The 22,166-nt window shown below is 51.9% G+C and carries 20 protein-coding genes; 11 read left to right on the plus strand and 9 right to left on the minus strand.

Features of this window, described 5'->3' with window-relative positions; translation table 11 throughout:
• Positions 1-39 precede the first annotated feature (39 nt).
• Entirely contained in the window at positions 40-609 is a 570-nt protein-coding gene (locus AC2A1E_RS04120) for a DJ-1/PfpI family protein (protein ID WP_484382680.1), read from the plus strand.
• A gap of 204 nt (positions 610-813) precedes the next feature.
• Positions 814-2,328, plus strand: coding sequence for a Na+/H+ antiporter NhaC family protein (locus tag AC2A1E_RS04125; protein ID WP_484382681.1), 1,515 nt, complete (start codon positions 814-816; stop codon positions 2,326-2,328).
• Here the strand turns inward: AC2A1E_RS04125 and AC2A1E_RS04130 are convergent.
• Entirely contained in the window at positions 2,287-3,255 is a 969-nt protein-coding gene (locus AC2A1E_RS04130; RefSeq protein ID WP_484382682.1) for an acyltransferase family protein, read from the minus strand. The two genes, AC2A1E_RS04125 and AC2A1E_RS04130, sit on opposite strands and share 42 nt — an antisense overlap.
• A 567-nt stretch (positions 3,256-3,822) precedes the next feature.
• On the opposite strand from AC2A1E_RS04130, the gene AC2A1E_RS04135 reads away from it, so the two are divergent.
• Positions 3,823-5,334, plus strand: a complete 1,512-nt coding sequence (locus AC2A1E_RS04135; RefSeq protein WP_484382683.1) for an amino acid permease — start codon at positions 3,823-3,825, stop codon at positions 5,332-5,334.
• Between the two features lie 15 nt (positions 5,335-5,349).
• Complete coding sequence (gene arcA / locus AC2A1E_RS04140) at positions 5,350-6,621, plus strand: arginine deiminase (protein ID WP_484382684.1); 1,272 nt, start codon at positions 5,350-5,352, stop codon at positions 6,619-6,621.
• A 132-nt stretch (positions 6,622-6,753) separates the two neighbouring features.
• Here the strand turns inward: arcA and AC2A1E_RS04145 are convergent, their stop codons facing one another.
• The 5 genes from AC2A1E_RS04145 to AC2A1E_RS04165 all read right to left on the minus strand — a co-directional run bounded on the left by AC2A1E_RS04145 (position 6,754) and on the right by AC2A1E_RS04165 (position 11,963).
• Positions 6,754-7,857 carry a baeRF11 domain-containing protein gene (locus AC2A1E_RS04145; protein ID WP_484382685.1) on the minus strand — a complete coding sequence of 368 codons (1,104 nt, stop codon included), beginning with the start codon at positions 7,855-7,857 and terminating at the stop codon, positions 6,754-6,756.
• A 269-nt stretch (positions 7,858-8,126) separates the two neighbouring features.
• Entirely contained in the window at positions 8,127-8,732 is a 606-nt protein-coding gene (locus AC2A1E_RS04150; protein ID WP_484382686.1) for a nitroreductase family protein, read from the minus strand.
• An 86-nt stretch (positions 8,733-8,818) separates the two neighbouring features.
• Positions 8,819-10,537 (minus strand): penicillin-binding transpeptidase domain-containing protein, encoded by a 1,719-nt coding sequence (locus tag AC2A1E_RS04155; protein ID WP_484382687.1) that lies wholly within the window; start codon positions 10,535-10,537, stop codon positions 8,819-8,821.
• A 99-nt stretch (positions 10,538-10,636) separates the two neighbouring features.
• Entirely contained in the window at positions 10,637-11,074 is a 438-nt protein-coding gene (locus tag AC2A1E_RS04160) for a VOC family protein (protein WP_484382688.1), read from the minus strand.
• 19 nt (positions 11,075-11,093) lie between these two features.
• Positions 11,094-11,963 carry a helix-turn-helix domain-containing protein gene (locus AC2A1E_RS04165; RefSeq protein WP_484382689.1) on the minus strand — a complete coding sequence of 290 codons (870 nt, stop codon included), beginning with the start codon at positions 11,961-11,963 and terminating at the stop codon, positions 11,094-11,096.
• 182 nt (positions 11,964-12,145) lie between these two features.
• Between AC2A1E_RS04165 and AC2A1E_RS04170 the strand changes: the two genes are divergently transcribed.
• The 5 genes from AC2A1E_RS04170 to benD all read left to right on the plus strand — a co-directional run bounded on the left by AC2A1E_RS04170 (position 12,146) and on the right by benD (position 17,239).
• Positions 12,146-13,051: a DMT family transporter gene (locus AC2A1E_RS04170; RefSeq protein ID WP_484382690.1), complete on the plus strand. Its 906-nt coding sequence runs from the start codon at positions 12,146-12,148 to the stop codon at positions 13,049-13,051.
• A 520-nt stretch (positions 13,052-13,571) separates the two neighbouring features.
• On the plus strand, positions 13,572-14,933 hold the full coding sequence (locus AC2A1E_RS04175) for a Rieske 2Fe-2S domain-containing protein (RefSeq protein ID WP_484382761.1): 1,362 nt from the start codon (positions 13,572-13,574) through the stop codon (positions 14,931-14,933).
• The gene (gene benB, locus AC2A1E_RS04180) at positions 14,930-15,418 is read left to right on the plus strand and encodes a benzoate 1,2-dioxygenase small subunit (protein WP_484382691.1); all 489 of its coding nucleotides are present in this window, start codon (positions 14,930-14,932) and stop codon (positions 15,416-15,418) included. The genes AC2A1E_RS04175 and benB overlap by 4 nt, the downstream gene beginning before the upstream one ends.
• Before the next feature lie 12 nt (positions 15,419-15,430).
• On the plus strand, positions 15,431-16,447 hold the full coding sequence (gene benC, locus AC2A1E_RS04185; RefSeq protein ID WP_484382692.1) for a benzoate 1,2-dioxygenase electron transfer component BenC: 1,017 nt from the start codon (positions 15,431-15,433) through the stop codon (positions 16,445-16,447).
• Positions 16,448-16,465: 18 nt separating this feature from the next.
• Complete coding sequence (benD, locus tag AC2A1E_RS04190; protein ID WP_484382762.1) at positions 16,466-17,239, plus strand: benzoate diol dehydrogenase BenD; 774 nt, start codon at positions 16,466-16,468, stop codon at positions 17,237-17,239.
• Between the two features lie 143 nt (positions 17,240-17,382).
• Here benD and AC2A1E_RS04195 read toward each other — a convergent pair whose 3' ends face one another.
• Together AC2A1E_RS04195 and AC2A1E_RS04200 are read right to left on the minus strand one after the other, a co-directional pair.
• A complete protein-coding gene (locus AC2A1E_RS04195) occupies positions 17,383-17,904 on the minus strand; it encodes a chromate transporter (RefSeq protein ID WP_484382693.1) in 522 nt (173 codons plus the stop codon).
• On the minus strand, positions 17,901-18,467 hold the full coding sequence (locus AC2A1E_RS04200) for a chromate transporter (RefSeq protein WP_484382694.1): 567 nt from the start codon (positions 18,465-18,467) through the stop codon (positions 17,901-17,903). Before AC2A1E_RS04200 ends, AC2A1E_RS04195 begins: the two co-directional genes overlap by 4 nt.
• A gap of 199 nt (positions 18,468-18,666) precedes the next feature.
• On the opposite strand from AC2A1E_RS04200, the gene AC2A1E_RS04205 reads away from it, so the two are divergent.
• Entirely contained in the window at positions 18,667-19,647 is a 981-nt protein-coding gene (locus AC2A1E_RS04205; protein WP_484382695.1) for an MBL fold metallo-hydrolase, read from the plus strand.
• 133 nt (positions 19,648-19,780) lie between these two features.
• The gene (gene ogt, locus AC2A1E_RS04210; RefSeq protein ID WP_484382696.1) at positions 19,781-20,305 is read left to right on the plus strand and encodes a methylated-DNA--[protein]-cysteine S-methyltransferase; all 525 of its coding nucleotides are present in this window, start codon (positions 19,781-19,783) and stop codon (positions 20,303-20,305) included.
• A 108-nt stretch (positions 20,306-20,413) separates the two neighbouring features.
• Here ogt and AC2A1E_RS04215 read toward each other — a convergent pair whose 3' ends face one another.
• Positions 20,414-21,931 carry a tryptophan halogenase family protein gene (locus AC2A1E_RS04215; RefSeq protein WP_484382697.1) on the minus strand — a complete coding sequence of 506 codons (1,518 nt, stop codon included), beginning with the start codon at positions 21,929-21,931 and terminating at the stop codon, positions 20,414-20,416.
• Between the last annotated feature and the right edge of the window lie 235 nt (positions 21,932-22,166).

The following is a 22,166-nucleotide window of genomic DNA, read 5'->3' on the forward strand; positions in this document are numbered from 1 at the left end:
ATAACTAACAGTGTTTTTCCTCCACCTGAGATGCTCACAATGTCCAAGAAAAAGATACTGATGCTGGTTGGTGATTACGCCGAAGATTATGAAACCATGGTGCCTTTCCAGGCTTTGCAGATGCTAGGGTATACCGTTGATGCCGTGTGCCCGGATAAAAGCAAAGGCGACTACATTATGACGGCCATTCATGACTTTGATGGTGCGCAGACCTACAGTGAAAAACCGGGCCACCGGTTTGTGCTGAATGCCGACTTTGCCAAAACACGCTCTGAAGATTATGACGCTTTGCTGATCCCCGGCGGCCGAGCACCAGAATATCTGCGCCTTAATTCGCGAGTGATTGAATTAGTGCAAGAATTTGACGCCGCCCGCAAACCGATTGCCGCCGTTTGTCACGGCCCGCAGTTATTGGCGGCGGCTGGCGTGCTCAAAGGGCGCACCTGCAGCGCTTACCCTGCCTGTGCCCCAGAGGTGCGGTTGAGTGGCGGAGAATATGCTGATATTGGCATCGATCAGGCACATGTTGATGGCAATTTGGTTACCGCTCCAGCCTGGCCAGCACACCCGCAATGGTTAGCTAAATTTGTCGACGTATTGGAGAAGTAGACGCTTCTCGCATGGCGTTCTCTTGCTGAAGCAAGAGAACGCCATATTCATCAGCCAGCCAGATAAGCGACATAATTGTGCAAATAATCATTGCGATATATCGCTGCAAGCTATACTTAGCGCAGTAGCTACCCTGGTTATAGCAGGTGCAACGATCTTAAAAACTTCCGCAATCCCATTGTCTTATTTGTCTTTGGAGCGCATATGGCTATTGATTCCAAAACCCCCCGCACGGTGAAAGCGCCAAGTTATCTTGATGCACTGATCCCGATATTTACCCTGATCGTTTTGGTGGGTTCTTCCGTTGCTCTGTTTGGCTTGGATGCAGTCAATGGCCCGTTACAGGTGGCGATCATTATTAGCACCATGATCACCGCAGTGATCGTTTTAAAGAATGGCCACACCTGGGATGAAGTCTCTGAGTCTGGGCGTAAAGGCATCTCAACCGTTGTGGGTGCAATTTTTATCCTGTTTGCCGTAGGGGCGCTGATTGGCACCTGGAATATGTCCGGCACCATCCCGACCATGGTGTATTACGGCATCCAGATGATCACGCCAAACTGGTTCTTCCCTATCGCTTTCCTGATTTGTGTCGGTGTATCAATGAGCATCGGTAGCTCTTGGACAACGGCCGGTACGCTGGGCGTTGGGTTGGTGGGTTTGGCCAACATGCTGGGGCTATCGCCAGAAGTCACTGCCGGAGCGGTGATCTCCGGGGCTTACGTGGGTGACAAGATCTCTCCGCTGTCGGAAAGTACCGTGCTGGCAGCTCAGTTGAATGGCGTCCCCTTGTATAAACACATCCGTGCGCAGCTATGGACCACCATTCCTGCCGGTATTATCGCCTTGGTGGCCTTTATCATTTTGGGCATCAATAAAAATGGTTTTGATGTGACGGTCACCAATAATGAACTTTCCCGATTCAGTGAGCTGTTCCACATCACTCCGTGGAACCTGATGCCGCTGGTGTTCCTGTTGGGATTATCGGTATGTAAAGTACCGGCCTCACTGGCCATTATGTGTTCGGCATTGTTGGCCGGTGTGATGGCCGCCTTTATGCAACCGCAGGTTATCGTGCGGTTTATAGCAGAACCTGATTTAGCCGCGCCGTTGCAGGCGATTAAAGCCATTTGGTTGGCAATGGCCAACGGTTTTCAGGAGAATTCGGGGATAGCGCAGATCGATGCCCTGCTTTCTCGCGGCGGAATGGACAGCATGTTGCTGACCATTTGGTTGATCATCGGGGCGGTCACCTTCGGGATTATGGTGGATGACTTTGGTTTGCTCAATAAGCTGGTCACCCCACTGCTGCTGCGCGCCAAAGGCGTTGTCCGCCTGTTTGCCTCTGTGGTAGCAACCGCCATAGGGCTCAACATCGCCGCTGGCGATCAGTATATTGCCCTGCTGCTGCCAACCCGCCTGTTCCGCGGCGAATTCGCCAAACGTGGGCTGGCACCCGAGAACCTGTCGCGTATTGTTTCTGACGCCGGTATTGTTACTTCACCATTGGTGCCATGGAACTCTTGCGGTGCTTATATGGCCGCCGTCTTAGGCGTTTCGACCATGGGATATATGCCGTTTGCCGTGTTTAATATTGTTGCACCGTTAATGACGTTAGCATTAGCCATTACTGGCATTAATATTCGCCGGATACCTATTGCCGCTTCGACGGAAGACTCAAAAGGAAATAATTCTGGCTGTGAATCTGTTCAGAAGTAACAAACGGCAAATAATCACCGAGGCGATAAAGACCAGCACCAACAGCGTGAACTTTAATGTAACGTCGTCGAAGTGATACAGCGTGGTAATGAAGTAAAACACGCTGTAGTGAACGATATATACCCCTACCATCGCCGGGCTGATAAACTCGACCACATTGGTTATCAGCCTGTTCTTGATATTGATATTATCGAACAGAATAAACAGTACCAGACTCATGGCCAACAGATGAAGGTGTTCTAACACAAACCAGCCAGCAACGCTCGGTTGAATATGGGTTGATAAATAACGCTCATAAAAATACATTGAGATGCCAATGGGAATAAGCATTATTTTTGCCAGCCCAAGAACGCGCACTCTTTTGGTAAACAAACGCCCCTGTTCAGAACCAAGCATGTGGCCAAAAATGTAGTACCCACCCCAGATCCAGATAAATGAATAACTGGAAATAAACAGCGGGTCATCTTGGGTATCCAGCGGGCTGAAGATATCAAGCAGTGCAATAGCCCCCACCAGACTGGCGAAGAAAAATGCTGTCACTCTCAAATGCTTAATGCCTTTAAGGATGATCGGGTAAATTAAATAGATGATACCCATATTCAGCAGTATGCCATTCTGTAAGAGATAGCCTTGCTGTATATATGTTGTCTTGATCAGTGATAGAACGATATTCCAAAATAGCATAATCAAAATGATGGATTTTATTTTTACCGCAATATCTTTCTTGGTTAGATCCTCCACTTCATCCATATAGCCTATGATGATAAAAAACAAAGGCTTGGATATAATTGACAGGAAATATAGGATGCTCATGGCATTAGCGTTGAGAAAACACTCATAGGCACACATTTGGCTTGTTGAGAAGAAAGTGACTGCGGCAAAACAGCTCAAGCTTTTTAAAGCGTGCTGGCTTACGTTTTTAATCATTATGCTACCACCAATTACTCAGTGCGATCAGATGCACCCTACTGTTTTTTATAAAAATAATTTTAGTACAATAACGTTATCTGCACAACGCATAATTGTCAGTGATCGTGGCGCATACAGCCTTATTCCCTGGTCAAATTAACCGCTACCGAAGACCAATTAACCCGCTTGATGATTTGCGCGCTTGAGTAGCATCATCGTGTGACAACATCATGACAGAATAGCGTTATGTCAATTTTTAATTAAAAGATAAATAGGAATAACGTTATCTTTCTACGCGGTAATAACTCAGCCAACTACCCACGTATCTCAAGGGTGAAAATAAAATAATATTTTTATTTTCACCCACAACAAGCACCATTAACCAATAAAAATATAATATCCAGTGTTTTATTCTGATTGGCGGGGCGGATCCCATTGATTAAGAGCAACTATGCTGCCAATGATTGTAAAGGATTTTCTCTTGGCAGGAAAAATTGGCGGTTATGGCTATGATTTAAATCGTGAGTACGTAACGTTAGCCTTTAATAACACATAACTTATGACTTGGTGTCAGTAAGGAAAACCATGACAAGTTCATCAACGAATAAACTGTCCCTATGGTCTCTCACCGCGTTGGTGGTGGGTTCCATGATAGGTGCCGGGATATTTTCTTTACCGGCGACCTTTGGGCGCGCAACGGGTGGGTTTGGTGCCATCATCGCTTGGTGTATTGCGGGCGGTGGTATGCTAATGCTGGCCTTTGTTTTCCAAACCTTGGCTCAACGTAAACCCGAACTTGATTCTGGCGTATTTATTTATGCCAAAGAAGGATTCGGTGACTACCTTGGATTTGCAGCGGCACTTGGATTCTGGGCCGGTACCTGTATTGGTAACGTCTCCTACTTTGTGCTGATTAAATCAACATTGGGGGCATTCTTCCCAATATTTGGTGACGGTAATACCATCCCTGCCGTAATAGTGGCTTCGGTCATTCTGTGGGGCTTTCATATTCTGTTACTCCGTGGGGTGAAAAGCGCGGCGGCTATCAATACCATTGCCACTATCGCCAAAATCCTGCCTATCATCTTGTTTGTTATTGTCCTGATCTTTGCTTTCAAAGGTGACATGTTCGCGCTTAACTTCTGGGGCGCACCGCAAGTTGCTGCAAACGTTGGCGATTTGTCTCACCTTAATGACTATGGCTATGTCGGTCATGCGGCGGCGGCGATTGTCCCTACGGTTGAACCTGAATCCCTGTTCAGCCAGGTACGCAGCACCATGCTGGTCACGGTGTTTGTGTTCCTGGGTATTGAGGGCGCCAGCGTCTACTCCCGTTATGCCAAAGAGCGCAGCCATGTGGGCATCGCAACGGTGATGGGGTTTATCGGCGTACTGTGCCTGCTGGTGCTGATCACCATGCTGTCTTACGGTGTGATGTTGCGTCCTGATTTGGCAGCGTTACGTCAACCTTCCATGGCGGGTGTGCTGGAAGCCATCGTGGGGCGCTGGGGGGCCATCTTTATCAGCGTGGGCCTGATTGTTTCTGTGCTCGGTGCTTATCTCTCCTGGTCACTGCTGGCGGCAGAAGTGCTGTTCTCCGCCGCAAAAAGTCAGAGCATGCCAAAAGTATTTGCCACAGAAAACAGTAATGCAGTCCCGTCTTCCGCCGTCTGGTTAACCAACGTCACCATTCAGGTGTTCTTGATCCTGACCCTGTTCAGCCAATACGCGTTCCAACTGGCGCTTGAACTGACCAGTTCACTGACCCTGATCCCTTACCTGCTGGTTGGGGCATATGGGTTGAAACTGGCCTGGACGGGTGAAACCTACGAAACCGATAAAACCGATCACAAGAAAGACCTGATTATTGCGGTGGTCGCCACTTTCTACTCACTGTTAATGCTGTATGCCGGAGGTATGAAATATCTGCTGCTGTCGGCCATTATCTATGGCCCAGGCACACTGTTGTACATTATGGCCAAACGTGAACAGCATGCAAAACTGTTTACTCCGGCTGAAATGGTGCTCTTCGTTATCGTTATGGTCGCCGCATTGGTTGCAATCTATAACATTGCAACGGGCGTTATTACTATCTGATTGAGGCAAGTCATTATGTCGACTAAAAAAAAGACACAGGCTAAGTTTGGTGTACATTCAGAAGTAGGGAAATTACATAAAGTGATGGTCTGTGCGCCAGGCAAAGCGCACAACCGGCTGACGCCAAGCAATTGTGATGAACTGCTGTTTGATGATGTGCTATGGGTTGAACGCGCCAAACGTGACCATTTTGACTTTATGACCAAAATGCGCGAACACGGCGTTGATGTGGTTGAGATGCACAATCTGCTGGCGGAAACGCTGGCGCTGCCGGAAGCCAGAAAGTGGATCCTGGATCAGCAGATTGTGCCGAATGAAGTGTCGCTGGGTATCCTCAATGAAACCCGCAGCTTCCTGGATGGCCTGGCACCACGCCCTCTGGCAGAAGTGTTGATTGGCGGCCTCTCCACCACCGAGCTGGCAAAAGAAGGCTATGCCGATCACGAAGAGCTGAAACTGATCCGCGAAGCGGTAGGGATTACAGAATACCTGCTGCCACCGCTGCCAAACACCTTATATACCCGCGATACCACCTGCTGGATCTATGGTGGGGTCACGTTGAACCCGCTGTACTGGCCTGCTCGCCACGAGGAAACCATCCTGACGACGGCCATCTACAAATTCCATCCAGATTTTGCAGGCAATGTTAATGTCTGGTGGGGGGATCCAACGGTGCATCACGGTACCGCAACCCTGGAAGGGGGCGATGTGATGCCGATCGGTAATAAAACGGTGCTGATTGGCATGAGCGAACGTACTTCGCATCAGGCGATCACCCAGTTGGCGGCCGCACTGTTCGCCAACAAGCACTCCGGTGTTGAACGGGTAATGATTGCAGCGATGCCGAAACTGCGTGCCGCTATGCACCTGGATACGGTATTCACCTTCTGCGATCGTGATGTGGTCACGCTCTACCCTGCGATCGTCGATCAGATCAAGACCTTCTCCTTGCGCCCAGATGACGGCCCAACCGGCATGAAACTGAGCCGTGATAAAGGCACCTTTGTCGAAGCGATCGCCGGGGCTCTGAACCTGAAGAAACTGCGCGTCGTAGAAACCGAAGGTAACGACTACGATACCGAGCGCCAGCAATGGGACAGCGGTAACAACATGGTGGCTCTGTCTCCTGGCGTAGTGCTGGCTTATGACCGTAACACCAAAACCAATACCCAACTGCGTAAAGAAGGGGTTGAGGTAATTGAGATTGTGGGCAGTGAACTGGGCCGTGGGCGCGGCGGCGGCCACTGTATGACCTGCCCGATTATCCGTGATGCCATTGACTATTAATCATCAGTAGCATTTCGTTGAACCAAAGCCGGATAGCCTGTCTATCCGGCTTTTCTTTTGCCTGTAGTCAGTGGAACAGCAGGTACAAAAAAGCCCCATATCGGGGCTTCGTTCAGACTCGCGACGTTTGTTTTACAGCGGATAACGTAATATCGCGTTGAGATCGGCACCGGATGGCAGATCTTCGCTACGCACTGCCAGTACCCTGGCCCCGGTAGCAATCGCCCGTTTGGCAATCTCATCGATAATCCCGTAGCTAGCCTCATCGCCGCTGCCGCTGAAAGAGATCAGGCCTTGGTCATCAATGGTTCCGCTCACGCTGCTGTCGATATTAATCAGCAGCAGATCGATGGCGCCAAAGGTGGCTGCACGGGCCGCATCGGACAGATCCTGCGTTACCCGCCGCTCGCCGGAGCGGGCTTCAAAGCGTGACTTCAGGGCATTTAACTGCGCCTGATAATAGTTTTCCAACACTGGACGAACCTGTGTCACCAGCTCAGAGGCCCCCAAATGTTCGGCATTGGTGAAAAGCGTTTCATCGGTAAGGTTCGGTAACGAGTTGGTGGCACGATAAATAGAAGCTAAGGGTTCGGTAGTGACCAAAATAAGCGGATAGTCATGGTTGGCAAATATTGGGCGCAAGGCTTGGTCTATTCTACGGGTGTATTGTGCCAGCCTTACCTTATGGTGAACCGCGCCATGATGATGATCGTTTAATGCAGCATCCCCCATTGCGTCACGCTTGTGAGATGGCATATTCGGCACCGCAACTTCTACCGGCGGTACATCGGCAAAAAACTCGATCAGGCGCGTCTGATTCTCAGACAAAGCCAGAACATAAGCTGAGTGCGGGAATGTTAGTGCCCGCAGCAAAGGTTTAAGGTAGAAACGCCCGCTCACTTCAAGCTGGTTGGGCAGTTCGTTCGCCAAACGGTAAGTGGTAATGCTGTCCGGCGTGGCCAGAATGGCCAGGCTGCGCGCATGCAGATCCCAAAAATCCTCATCTTCCAGCACCGAATAAAGCTCTTCCTCTAACAGGGCTAAGCGGCGTTTATCCAAACCTTTTTCAGCAACCTGCTGCAATGCCTCTTTAATAAAGTTGCCCAGTTGAATTTTGCTGGCTTCTAATTTTTGGCGCAGCGGAGAAGTTTCAAGGTAGATGGAAATGCAGGCATCAGAGCGGACATCGGATAAACGGGAGAACTCTTCACGGCTTGGAATATCAACGTATAGCATGGAGCACCTCGCGAACTTACAGTTTAGTTGGGTTGTGTGATGTTATTCAGTTCGTACCCATTGAACGACTATTAATCTTGTCGACTAGAACTCTGTTACACACACTGTGTGAGCTTTTAGTATAGTCGCTATTTCAACTGTCACCGGTAAATGGGCGTGATATTCCAGCTTTTAATCAGGCAATTACCCTGCCCTGAGTGGATTTCGAAACGGGGAAGTTAGGACGTTCTCTTTCCCAATGGGGAAAGAGAACGGTGAAGCGAAGGCAATTAAAAACGATCGAACTTTACAATTTCATCCAACGGTAATTTACCAATACGTGGATAAGGCTGGCCGATACCTTTACCAATCGCCACCATCAGGGCGATCTGGTAATGCTCTGGTTTGTTGATGATCTTGCCAACGGCGTCAAAATCAAAGCCGTCCATTGGGCAAGAATCATAACCCTGAGCTTTGGCGGCCAGCATCAGCGTCTGAGCGAAGATCCCGCTGCTGCGCATGATCTCATCGCGCTGTACCTGCGCTCTGCCACGGTAATACTGATCGATAGCCGGGAACATAAACTGCTGAACGGGTTCTGCCGCTTCTCCCCAGATAGTTTTCACCTGTGATTCCCAACTCAGCAGATCGCCGCACAACACGACCAGCATTGAAGCGTCCGTCACCTGCGCCTGACCCCAGGCGGACTCACGGATTTTTTCACGCTGCGCACGATCTTCAATCAGCAACGGACGCCAGTGTTGCAGGTTAAACGCGCTGGGCGCATTTTGCAGCGCAATATTGAGCAGCGCTTTTTTCTCTTCCAGCGTCATCACATGCTGGGTATCGAACTGTTTGGTGGCACGGCGTTGTTGAATGGCGTCAAGAGTGTGCATGTCTATCCTTATGTTTAGTAATGATGTTTCGTGACTATTGTCACGATCTCATCGCCACTGTCCAGACTAATTCGTGCGTTTTCGTTTTAGCTTTTCACCGTTGATACCACTTTCAATGGCTGAGCATCCGGCAGAATATTCATATGCTCGAGTACCTGAGCCATAATTTTACCGAACACCGGTGCGGCCACTGAGCCGCCGAAGTGCTTACCTGCTTTGGGGTTGTTGACCATCACCACCAACGCGAACTGTGGATCGCTGGCTGGCGCCACGCCCGCGGTATAGTTGATATAGCCTCCATCATACTTACCGCCGGGACCCATTTTTTCGGCGGTGCCGGTCTTGATAGCCAGCCGATAGCCGGGTATTGCTGCGTTGACGCCGCTTCCCCCTGGTAAGGCATCACTTTCCATCATATGCACCACCGTTTTCACCACCTCAGGCGAGATGACCTGCTGCCCCATGACCGGTGGCGTTACTTTGGTGATGGAAAGCGGACGATAAACGCCATAAGAGCCGATAGTGGCGTATTCACGCACCATTTGCAGCGGTGTAACTCGCAGGCCGTAGCCGAAGGCAAAAGTAGCACGTTCGATATCAGCCCAGCGCGCCCGATGCACCGGCAGATAACCGCTGCTTTCATTACCGATTCCCAAGTCGGTAGGCCGTCCAAGGCCAAAATTGTGATAAACCGCTGGCAACACCGTGGCAGGCAAAGCCAGGGCAATATGCGAAACCGCAATATCGCTGGATTTCTGCAAAACGCCGGTAATGGTCAGCTTCGACCAGTGACCAACATCCTTGATCAAATGGCCGTTAACAAAATAAGGCGTGGTATCCAGCACGGTGTCTGGGCGGATCAGTTGGTGGTCCAACCCAACCATCACGACTACCGGTTTCACCGTTGAACCCGGTTCAAAACTGTCGCTGCTGCATACGTTATGGATATCTTTGGCCGGCGTATTGGCATAGTTGTTTGGGTTGAAAGAGGGATAACTGGCCATACCGAGTATTTCACCGGTATTGATCTTCACCAGTACCGCACAGCCAGAGTCGGCCTGGTTGGCAATCACGCCGTCCCGCAGTTGGGAAAACAGCACGTACTGAATAAATTTATCGATGCTGAGCGTCACGTTCGGTGGCGGTACCGGGTCGACACTGCGGATCACGCCGATAATGGCGCCATTACCGTCTTTCTGGTACACCCGCAGGCCATTTTTGCCCTGAAGCAGCGGGTTAAAGCCCAGCTCGATGCCTTCTAACCCCTGGTTATCCTGCCCGACAATCCCGATCAACCCGGCCGCATCCTGGCCCATCGGATAAAAGCGGCTGAAGTCCTGCTCGGCGCTGACGCCGGTGAGGTGCAGTTTGTTGATATAATTGGCATTGTCATCTTCGACTTTGCGCGCCAGATAGACAAAACGCTTACGGGCATTGGCCTGGATCAGGTGCTGAATATCGCTGAGCGGTATTTTCAGCACGTTGGCCAAGCTCTGCCAGCGTTCGTTGCTGATATCGGTATGGGTATCGAGGATATGCTTGGGATCCAGCACAATATCCTTTGAAGAAACGCTGACGGCCAGCGCGGCATTATTACGATCGGTAATCATCGCCCGGTTGGTTGGCAAGATCTGAGTGCGGATTGAGCGCTGGTCTGCCTGATCGGCCAATTGCTGGTGCTCCATCAGTTGCAAATACCCTACCCGGAACATCAGTAGGAAAAAGCACACCAGGATCCCTGCACAAATCCAGGTAAAACGCACCGACGAATAATTTCTAGCGCTTTTTTTGGTTGAAGGAGCCACGGTTAACCCTGCGTTTTATTTAGATTAATCTATGGCTTAAGTCTAACGCTGGCAGGGTTTTTAGTAGATTGCAGTTTGTAAGAAAGTAAAAACAAACGCTTAGTCACGCAGCCAAGGTGTCACCGTCACGCCGATCAACACCCCTTCGGGGCTGAGTAAGCGCGTTACGCTCTGGCCCCACGGCTCCAGCCGGTTGGCGACCAATAACCGATACCCTTTGGCAACCAGCGTTGCCGTTGCCTGGGCGATGTCCGCAACGTCGAACTCCAGCCAGGCCTGCGGCACCGGTAAATCCTCTGGCCATTGATCGCTGCCGAAACAGGATTGCGCCGCCTGGGCCAACGGCCATAAAGCGAAGTGTTTCACGCCAGGTAAAGCATCAGGCTCAGTCAACAGATATTCCTCATTGCCACCCATCGGCTTTAACGGTAAACCCAGCGCATCCTGATAGAAGGCTTTGCTTGCGCTGGTGCTTTGGGTGATGGGGCCAAAACCGGCCACGAAGAGAACTTCAATATCGCAGAAAGGGGTTTTCATACTTTTCTCCACAAGAAATTCAACGTGCCTGCTGCCGCAATTGCAGAGGGGCACAGCCATAGGCCGTTTTGAATCGGTTACTGAAATGGCTGGATGAACTGAAGCCGCACTCCAGCGCGATTTGTGTCAATGGAATCAGCGTATGGCGCAACAGTTTCTCCGCCTGCTGCAAGCGTATGCGCATCACATACTGATGCGGTGCCTGCCCGGTACTGTGTTTAAACATGCGGGCAAAATGGAATTCGCTCAACCCGGCCTGGGCGGCCAAGTCTGACAGCAGCAGTGGCCGATCGAGATGGCCTTCCACATATTCACGCACGCGTTTCAGCACCATTGGGGCCAAACCGCCGCGCACCGCAGGCAAACGCCATTGCAACTGGGTGTAATGCTGCAACAGATGCGACATCAGCAAGGTGGAAACGCTGCTCAACGCCAGTTGGTTGGCGCTGTCCTGCCAATCACAATTCAGCAGAAATTGGCGATAAAGCAGCGTGATCTGCGCGTCTTCCCCAAACGCCCGCTGTTCCATATTGATCGACGCCGGGCTGCGATCCCACGTCTGCTCTAACAGATGGCGCAAATGCTGGTCGGTACAATAAAGATGCACAAAAGACAGATCGCTGCGGATATCCCAGGTGGATTCATACTGGCGTGGCATGATGCAGAAACGATCGGGCCCGCCGCCGTTCTGCCAGCCGCCCGGCACTTTTTGGTAGCACTCGTAACCGTCTGCCACATACAGGCTGAGAGTATGGTGGTCGGCGCTTTCCTGCGTAATACGATCGTTACGGTTGGACCAGGCCGCCAACTGCACGCCAGACCCCAATTGCACGCTATTGTGCAGTTGTGCCTTATGCTGTTGCAGTGTTTCAAATGCCTGATAAACCATGATCGCTCCGTTCTGATAAGAAAACGGTTTCAGTGTAAAGAGTCACGCCCCCTCCTGCCAACCATCGGCCGATGCTTTTGCGAAAAAAAGCGCAAGAATATGCAACTGTGCGCAAAGCGCTGAAAGCGCCAAAACCGTGAAAGATGAATACTCCGGCCCAGGATAATTAACCGGAGTTAACCATGAATACGCTGCTGTATCTTGCTGTGGTACTGATTTGGGGCACCACCTGGATTGCGATTACGATGCAACAGGAAGGCTCGGTCGCCATTCCGATCTCGATCGCTTACCGCTTTTTGCTTTCCGCTGCTGTCATGTTCCTGATCTTGCTGGCGCTGCGCCGCCTGCGTGCCATCAGCCTACGCGACCACCTGTTTTGCCTGCTGCAAGGCTGCTGTGTGTTTGGCTTCAACTTCTACTGTTTCTACCATGCAGCCGCCTATATCAGCAGTGGGTTGGAGTCGGTGATCTTCTCCATGGCCGTGCTGTTTAACGCAGTCAACAGCATGATTTTTTTCCGCCAGCGCCCCAGCCCAAACTTGCTGCCAGCGGCGCTGTTAGGGTTGATCGGCATTGTGGCACTGTTCTGGCAGGATCTGGTGGCCACGCAGATGGCACCCGAGTTGCTTAAAGGGATTGGCCTGAGCGCGTTAGGCACCTACGGTTTTTCGCTGGGCAACATGCTCAGCGCACGGCATCAACGCCGTGGGTTGGATATCCTCTCTACCAACACCTACGCCATGAGCTATGGCACACTGTTGATGATGGGGATTGCGCTGGCACAAGGGGCTTCGTTCCACATCGATTTCACCGCCCGCTACTTGGGTTCGTTGTTCTATCTGGCCATCTTTGGCTCAGTGATCGCCTTCGCGGCCTATTTCAGCCTGCTTGGGCGCATCGGTGCTGGCGCAGCAGCCTATAGCACCCTGTTATTCCCGCTGGTTGCGCTGACTATTTCGACCATTTACGAAGGTTACCAGTGGCACCTGAATGCGGTAATCGGTCTGTGCCTGATCCTGCTGGGTAATCTGGTGATGTTCTCTAAACCGGGCATGTTCACCCCGCGCTGGCGCCGCCGCACGGTATAAACGCAAACACTGCATCATAGGGCAGTTATCCGTTCACCATGATGCAGTGCTGGGTACCACAAGACACCGCCATGCTTATTTTAAATTACTCGTTCGCTATTTTATCTCCATGCTCTTGCCCTTCTCACAGCGAAACAAGAATAATCCCCAGTTCGTGCTAAATAACCAATTAGCTACCTGCATCACATAATTAACACAAAAATAACAAATGAACTGATAATCGCACAAACATCCTATATTCGCCCTTGTCGGTGAAATTTACATCCCCTAAGTTAAACAACAGGCCAACCAGCTTAATGCCGAAATCATCCACATACTCAGGAGAAGAAATGATCGATAAAAACAGCTAATCCGCCAACACAGTGTGACGAGTATAACGCCACGGCCAGCGGCCTTAAGCCTGTCCGTGCGTAACAGCATTAATTAATACAGTGACAATTGGAGTGATATTGCCTACTGCGGGCAATGGCTTGCTATTACCGCAGCCTTTTAACGGACCTATTTAAAACGAGGTTTCATGATGAATTCATCCTCCACTACGCTATTTTCCACACTGGAAGAAAAAATAAATAACGCCTTAGTAATAGATAAAGAAAAAGGTATCTATCGATGCAATCGCGCCATATTTACCGATGAATCTTTATTTGAACTGGAAATGAAAGCCATCTTTGAAGGTAATTGGATTTATTTGGCCCATGAAAGCCAAATTGCCGAGCCGGGCGATTATTACACGCTAACCATGGGTCGCCAGCCCATCATCATCACCCGTGACCAAGACATGCAATTACATGGGATGATCAATAGCTGTTCACATCGCGGTGCTATGCTGGCCAGCCGCAAGTCCGGAAATAAAACCTCGTTCACCTGTCCCTTCCATGGTTGGACCTTCAACAACAGCGGCAATTTGCTGAAAGCCAAAGACGAAAAGAGCGGTGCTTACCCTGCTTGTTTTAAACAGGCAGGCTCACACGATCTCAAGCATTTGCCCCATTTTGCCTCCTACCGCGGCTTCCTGTTTGGCAGCCTGAACGCCGATGTGCTGCCGTTGGAGGAGTACCTGGGTGACACCCGCCAGGTGATAGACCTGATCGTCGATCAGGCTCCGGATGGGCTGGAGGTACTGAAAGGTGCCTCTACTTATACCTATGACGGCAACTGGAAGATGCAAATGGAGAACGGTGCCGATGGCTATCACGTCAGCGTGGTGCATTGGAACTACGCCTCCACCATGTCACGCCGCAACTATGAGGCCAACGGCACCCCTACCGTGGACGCCAATGGCTGGTCGAAAAGCACCGGCGGCGTCTATGGCTTTAAGCATGGCCATATGCTGCTGTGGACCCGAGCGCTGAACCCGGAAGTTCGCCCGGTGTTCAAGCATTTTGAGCGCCTCAATCACCTCTTTGGCGCAACGCGCGCTGATCTGATGGTCAACGAAACGCGCAATCTGTGCCTGTATCCTAACGTCTACCTGATGGATCAATTTTCGACGCAGATCCGCGTCGTTCGCCCGCTGGCCGTCGATAAAACCGAAGTCACTATCTTCTGCTTCGCTCCCAAAGGGGAAAACGCCGGGGATCGTGCGCTACGGATTCGCCAATATGAGGATTTCTTCAACGTTAGCGGTATGGGGACGCCGGACGATCTGGAAGAGTTCCGCGCCTGCCAGCAAGGCTATAACGCTACTAACCTGCCCTGGAGCGATATGAGCCGGGGAGCGACCCGCTGGCTGGAAGGTGCTGATGAAAATGCACAGGCGATGGGCATCAACCCGTTGTTGAGCGCGCCACGTTCCGAAGATGAAGCCTTGTACATCAGCCACCACCACCACTGGCAACAAACTCTGCTACGCAGCCTGAATAACCGCGAGGTGACGCAATGAGCAACCTACAGCATGAGATCGAACAATTCCTGTACCGCGAAGCCCGCCTGCTGGATGAGCGTAACTGGGATGAGTGGTTGGCTTGCTACAGCCCAGCGGTGGAATACTGGATGCCCGCCTGGGGCGATGACGATCGCTTAACCCGCGATCCCCAGCGAGAGATTTCGCTGATCTACTACCCAAACCGTGAAGGGCTGGAAGATCGCATCTATCGCATCAAAACCGAACGCTCTGCGGCCAGCACGCCAGAACCGCGCACCAGCCATCAGATCAGCAACGTTGAGCTGCTGGAAGCCACTGACCTGTATGTTGAGGTGCGTTACAACTGGGTGACGTTCAGCCATCGTTATCAAAAAACCGACCTGTTTTTCGGCAACACGCGTTGCCGTATTGCCCTCAACGACGGGCAGCCGCTGATCGAGCGCAAAACGGTTCAGCTCAACAACGACTACATCAGTCAGGTCATAGATATTTATCATATTTAATGCGAGGTGATTATGGCCTTTACCATTGCGCTTAATTTTGAAGATGGCGTCAGCCGCTTTATTCAATGCAATCCCAACGAAAAAGTGCTGGATGCCGCTTATCGGCAAAAAATCAATCTGCCGATGGACTGCTCCGACGGTGTCTGTGGCACCTGCAAATGCCACTGCGAGCAGGGCGAGTACAGCCTGGGTGACGATTATCTGGCAGAAGCGCTGTCCGAACAGGAAGCGCAGCGGCGATTAGTGCTGACCTGCCAGATGGTGCCGGAATCAGACTGTGTGATCGACGTGCCGATGGCATCGACCCTGTGTAAAACCGGCTGTGAAGAGTTTTCCGCCAGCGTGGTGGCCGCAACGCCGCTGTCTGACAGCGCCATCGAATTCAGCCTGCAACTTGACGGCTGTGATGGCATTACCTTCCTGCCTGGTCAATACGTCAACATCGAAGTGCCCGGCAGCGATGCCAGCCGGGCTTACTCGTTCAGTTCTCTGCCTGGCAAGCAACAGGTTTCGTTCCTGCTGCGTAATGTCCCTGGCGGGTTGATGAGCAGCTATCTGACCGGCAAAGCGCAGCCTGGGGACAAAGTACGGCTGCGTGGGCCACAGGGCAGTTTCTATCTGCGTGCGGTATCGCGCCCACTGCTGTTTCTGGCGGGGGGAACCGGGCTGGCACCCTTCCTTTCCATGCTCGAGCAGTTGGTGCAAAGCGGCAGTTCACAACCGGTGCATTTGGTGTATGGCGTCACCCACGACCACGACCTGGTGAAACTGGAACAGCTGGAACAATACCGCGCACGGTTGCCCAACTTCAGCTATCTCACCTGCGTGGCCAGTGAGGCCTCACAGTCACCGCACAAAGGCTATGTTACGCAGCATCTTGATGCCAGCGTATTGAACGATGGCGATCTGGACGTGTACCTGTGCGGACCACCGCCGATGGTGGAAGCGGTATTGAACGATTTCCAGCGCCGCGCCTTTACCCCGGCCAGCTTCCATTATGAAAAATTCGCCGCCAGTCAACCGGCCTAAGGAGTTACCATGCAGAGAATGCGATTTGAAAACAAGGTGATGGTGATCACCGGGGCTGCACAGGGCATCGGTAAAGCGGTTGCTGAACAAGCCGCTCGCGAAGGTGCAAGACTGGCGCTGATCGACCGAGCGCCCTACCTGAAGGAACTGGCCGCCACATTGAGCGAACAGGGGAGCGATGTGTTGGCCATCAGCGCCGATCTAGAACGCTGGGAAGAGACCGAGAGTGCCATGCTTCAGGCTCAGCGGTATTTTGGCCGGTTGGATATTCTGGTCAATAACGTTGGGGGGACCATCTGGGCACGCCCGTTCGCGGATTATTCCCCGGAACAGATTTCCGCCGAGATCCAACGTTCGCTATTCCCCACGCTCTGGGGTTGTCGCGCCGTGTTGCCATATATGCTGCAACAAGGGTGTGGGGTGATTGTCAACGTGTCGTCCGTGGCCACTCGCGGGATAAACCGCGTGCCCTATTCTGCGGCCAAAGGCGGTGTCAACGCCCTCACCCAATCACTGGCTTTTGAATATGCCCAAGCCGGTATTCGCATCAACGCCACCGCACCAGGGGGCACAGAAGCCCCGCCGCGCCTGACGCCTCGCAATCAGGAAATACCCACGGCGCAGGAAAAAAGCTGGTACCAGCAAGTGGTCGATCAAACCCTCAATACCAGCCTGATGCACCGTTATGGCACCGTAAACGAGCAGGCCAACGCGATTTTGTTCCTCGCCAGCGATGAAGCCAGTTACATCAACGGCACCGTCCTGCCGGTGGCGGGCGGAGATCCTGGCTGATCTGTCCTAACTCCCCTGGAGCACATTGCAATGCTCAACGAGCATCTGAGCAGCGGCGGATACGCCGCCATTGCGCTGTTTGTGCTGTTCTGGGTGTTTCGGCGCTGAATTACCGCCGGAAAAATTATGATGCGCTGGTGCCATCAAGCCACCAATAATCCCAACAGCGCCCCGCCCGCCAGGATCCACAGCGGGTGGAGGCGTTTTTTCATCCCCAGCACGGTGGCCAGCAGAGTCAACAGCGCCAGCCGCCAGTGGGTGACCGACGCCTCGGTGATCAAGAGACCGCTGGCGACAACCAGCCCAACAGTGACCGGCACCAACCCGGCCTGCACAATGCGCCGCCACGGTTTGTCTTTGAAGCGTTTCCAAGCCTTCATCACCAGCACCGTCAACACGGAAGAAGGGACAAAATTAGCCACTGATACAACCAGCAGCCCGGCCCCACCCGCCACGTGCCAACCAATCAGCGGCACGATCATCATATTTGGCCCCGGTGCCGCCTGCGCCATGGCAAATAGGGCACTGAATTCCTGCGCACTCATCCATTGATGCACTTCCACCACCTGCCGCTGCATTTCCGGCAAGATAGTAAAGCCTCCGCCCAATGCCATCAGTGAAAGCTGGCTAAAAATGATCGCCAACGAGATTAATACCGCCATCATAAAAGCTTCCTCCACGCCAACAACATACTCAGCGCGGCCAGCGCCAACATGGTGGGTAAGAGCGGCAAATGCAGCCAGGCGATCGCCACCAGGCAAATAGCAACCACCGCCAACGCCAGCCATTTCCCCCACAGCGGTAGCAGCATTTTTATCCCGGTAGAAAGCAGTAACCCTGCGGCGGCCGCAGCCAATCCGGCAAAAACGTGCTGCACATGGGGTTCGTTCTGGAAACGGGCATACATCACGCCTAAGCCGATGACGATCGCAGTAGGGGCGCAGATCAGGCCCAGCAAGGCACAGAGTGCGCCACGTAAACCGCGAAACTCCATACCGACCGCCACGGAAAGATTGATCACGTTCCCTCCTGGCAGGAATTGGCACAGGCCTAATAGCTCGGTGAATTGTGCTCCGGTCAGCCAGCGCTTCTTCTCAACCAACATGCTGCGTGCCAGTGGCAGAACCCCGCCAAAACCGATCAAGCCGAGCATTAAAAAACCGAGAAACAGTTGGGTGTTATCCGGTGGCGCACTGACTGCATCGTTGGCTGATTTAGGGGCCGTCATAAGATTTCCTATCTCACTTATTTGATTATTCGCATGATGCGCGCAGCCATGCCGGGATGTCTAATGGATTAACGGCATGGGTTCCCTTCCCATTAATATCTCTGGTGGATAAGCGCATTTGTTGATATAAAATTTGCACTCACCGCAATGTATTATCACCTACAGTCATCTCCTCTCCATCCATTTAAAAGGGATCTTTATGAACCAAACATTTCGCCGCACGTTATTAGCCATCGCCCTGGCCTGCGCCAGCGTGGTGCAGTATGTCAACGCCGCCAGTGTGCCTGCACAGCAGCAAACCCAGGTTCCTGGTTACTACCGCATGATGCTGGGTAATATGGAGGTCACGGCGCTGTACGATGGCAACACGATGTTGAAGACCAGCCTATTCCACAACATCAGCGAACCCGATATGCAAAAGTTGCTGGCGCGCATGTTTGTCGACAGTACTTCAGGGATTCAAACCGCGGTTAACGCTTTCTTAGTGAATACCGGAACCCATCTGATCCTGGTGGATGCGGGCACGGCGCAGTGTTTCGGCCCAACGTTAGGAAAGATTCAGAGCAATCTGCGTGCTGCCGGTTATCAGCCTGAACAGGTCGACAGCGTATTGCTGACCCACTTGCACCCGGATCACGCCTGCGGCATCAACGATCAGGGCAAAGCGGCCTTCCCTAACGCGACCGTGTATGTCGCCAAGGCAGAAGCCGATTACTGGTTGAGCAAGGAGATCGCACAGAAGGCACCAGAAGCGGCACAGCCGATGTTCAAACTGTCGCAAGATGCTGTAGCGCCTTACGAAGCCCAAGGGCGGCTGAAGCGCTATGCGCCGGGCGACACGTTGTTCCCCGGTGTAGAAGCAGTATCAACGCCGGGCCATACGCCAGGGCACACCGCGTACCTGTTCAGTTCCGAAGGGCAAAACCTGTTGTTGTGGGGCGATATTGTGCATAGCCATTCGCTGCAATTTGCTCAACCAAAAGTCTCGTTGGAGTTCGATACTGACAGCAAACAAGCGATTGCCACGCGCCTGAAAGTTTTTGCTGACGCCGCCAAAAAACAGCTTTGGGTCGGTGGGGCACACTTGCCATTCCCAGGGTTGGGGCATGTTCGTGCCGAGAAATCGGGTTATGCTTGGGTACCCGTTGAATATGCACCAGTAGCCAGTAAAAAGCCGTGATATAGCGTTCCAGCACATGCATTACGGTGCATGTGCTATCTCTTTCCAATGACTTACTTGATGTCCGAAAGCCGCCATCGCTCTGCGCTTTTTCATGTCATAATCTGCACCTCAACCCTGAGGAGTGAACAACATGCAGACTTTTTTTATTGATCGTATGCCGACGCCGGTCGGTGAACTGGTGTTGATCGGTGACGAGCAAGGCCGCATGCGCGCTCTGGATTGGACCGATCATGAAGCTCGCTTGATGAAGTTGCTGAATACCCATTACCGTGCCGATCGTTTCACGTTGCAGGAGCAAGCGAATCCCGGCGGCCTGACCGAGCTGATGCAGCGTTATTTTGCCGGTGAGCTGGCGGTGATTGACCGTGTGCCGGTGATGACTGCCGGGACCGAATTCCAGCGCACCGTGTGGCAGCAACTGCGCCAGATCCCCTGCGGCGAGATTATTACCTATGGTGAACTGGCAAAACGCATCGGCCGACCAACCGCTTCACGCGCAGTGGGCATGGCCAATGGCTCTAACCCGATCAGCATTGTGGTGCCCTGCCACCGGGTGATTGGCGCACAGGGTGCGCTCACCGGCTATGCAGGCGGTGTGCAGCGCAAACAGTGGCTGCTCAGGCATGAAGGTTATCTGCAAAACGATCTGATTTAAATCTTTCGGCCGGGAACCTTTAATGAGATCAAAGTCCTAGCGTTACCGCCGGGACTTTGCCATCAATCTGAGGACGACACAAGACGTGCCGTCCTTTCACGAGAAACACTACGACTGCTGTGGCGCTCTTGACCGCCAATCAGGGCCAAGTAACGACGGCAATTCCTGCAATAACTGATTTACCTTCTCTATGCTGGCTTGCGGCATGGACATTACTTCATTTTTAGCCGCTTGCGTCGATATCAATCCGAGTGGTGCAGCCACAAACATCCAGTTGGTCACATGGAAAATGCCACCCCAGCCATTGATGGCATAGTTTTCTATATCCAGCATGCGTGGGGTTCGCTCCTGCCAACATGCTTTGATATTACGATAATCATCTGGCATCGCTGACGCGGCAACATCGCACCAGAATGGGGTATCGCGACGTGGGCAGTCATAGTGCATACGCAGGAAATCACGGATCCCCTCCCAGGAGCGCAGGTTAGCCTGATTAAACTCTTTGATACTTTTATCAGACACGATGCCCTGCCCAGCTCTGAGCACCCGCTCAAAGTTGCGCAGTTGTTCCAGCATTTGCCCAATTGAAGTGGCTTCCAACGGTTCAACAAAGCCGGAAGATAACCCCAACGCCATCACGTTACCGTGCCACACTTCTTTGAAACAACCTGGATCAAATTTCAGGGTTTTGTGCGCTGTTATCTTGTAGCCCAACGTTTGCTCGATTTCTACCAACGCCTGCTCATCGCTAATGTGCTTACTGCTATAGACATACCCGGCTCCGACGCGGTTCACCAGCGGTATCTGCCACATCCAACCTGCATTCATCGCCAATGCGCGTGTAACAAGGAGTGGGTTTTCAAACGGATGAGGCATATAGAATGGAATCGCACGATCCATTAGCAGATGTTCTTTGAATGAAATCCACTCTGCGTTAAGCGTATTACCTACAATCTTGCGAGCAAAACCGCTTGCGTCGATCACGAAATCTACATCAAGGGACTCTTCTCCCATAATGAGCGCCGTGGCATTTCCTGAGTTATCCAATTCAACCCGATCCACGATAGCATCCTGGTGAACGATTCCACGCTCAAGAGCAATGCTTTTCAGGAAATTCGCGGTTTTATAGCTGTCAAAATGGTAGGAAGTTTGAATATCGGTATTTCCTTCAGCCAACATCTGGCTGGCATCTTGCTGTGGCGCATTGCGGGCAACGGCCTGAAAACCGCGAATATAAGCAGGTAGAGGAAGGCGTTGGTCAATCAACGCGGAGAACCCAGGGCGGAAACCATGTTCAGACCACTCGGCTTTACCACCACCAGAGAACAGATGAAAATAACGGTCGTCCTCTTTGCCTGTCCGCCAACCTTCATAGCAGAAGCCCCATTTATAGGTAGCGTCTGTTTCAGCCATAAAGCGGTCAACAGGAATTTGATAGCGTTCGAACGCTTGGTTAAGATTTAATAATCCCCCTTCACCTACGCCAACAATTCCAATCTCTGAGGATTCAATGACCCGTATTTCAACATTGGGACTAAATACACGGCGCATGGCAATGGCAGCAAACCAACCAGCTGTTCCTCCACCCAATATAACAAAGCGTTTTGCATTTCTGAAATTCAACATCGCGACACTCTGAACACATCCCTGTTAGTAAGGCTCTCGTTAATTCCAACATCGACAATCAGTTACAGCTCTTTATCCGGTCTTAGATTACAGCCAGAACTGTGAGCTCATTCTTAGATCCACTTAAACCTTAACTCTCCTGGCGGGCTTTTTGCCCAATTTTTAGGCATGCCTTACTTACTGTCGTTGTCATCATTTCGATTACCAAAGTAACTTTTCAGTATTCTCCCTTTGA

The sequence above is a fragment of the Serratia sp. HNCC26DJ206 genome, assembly GCF_057180605.1.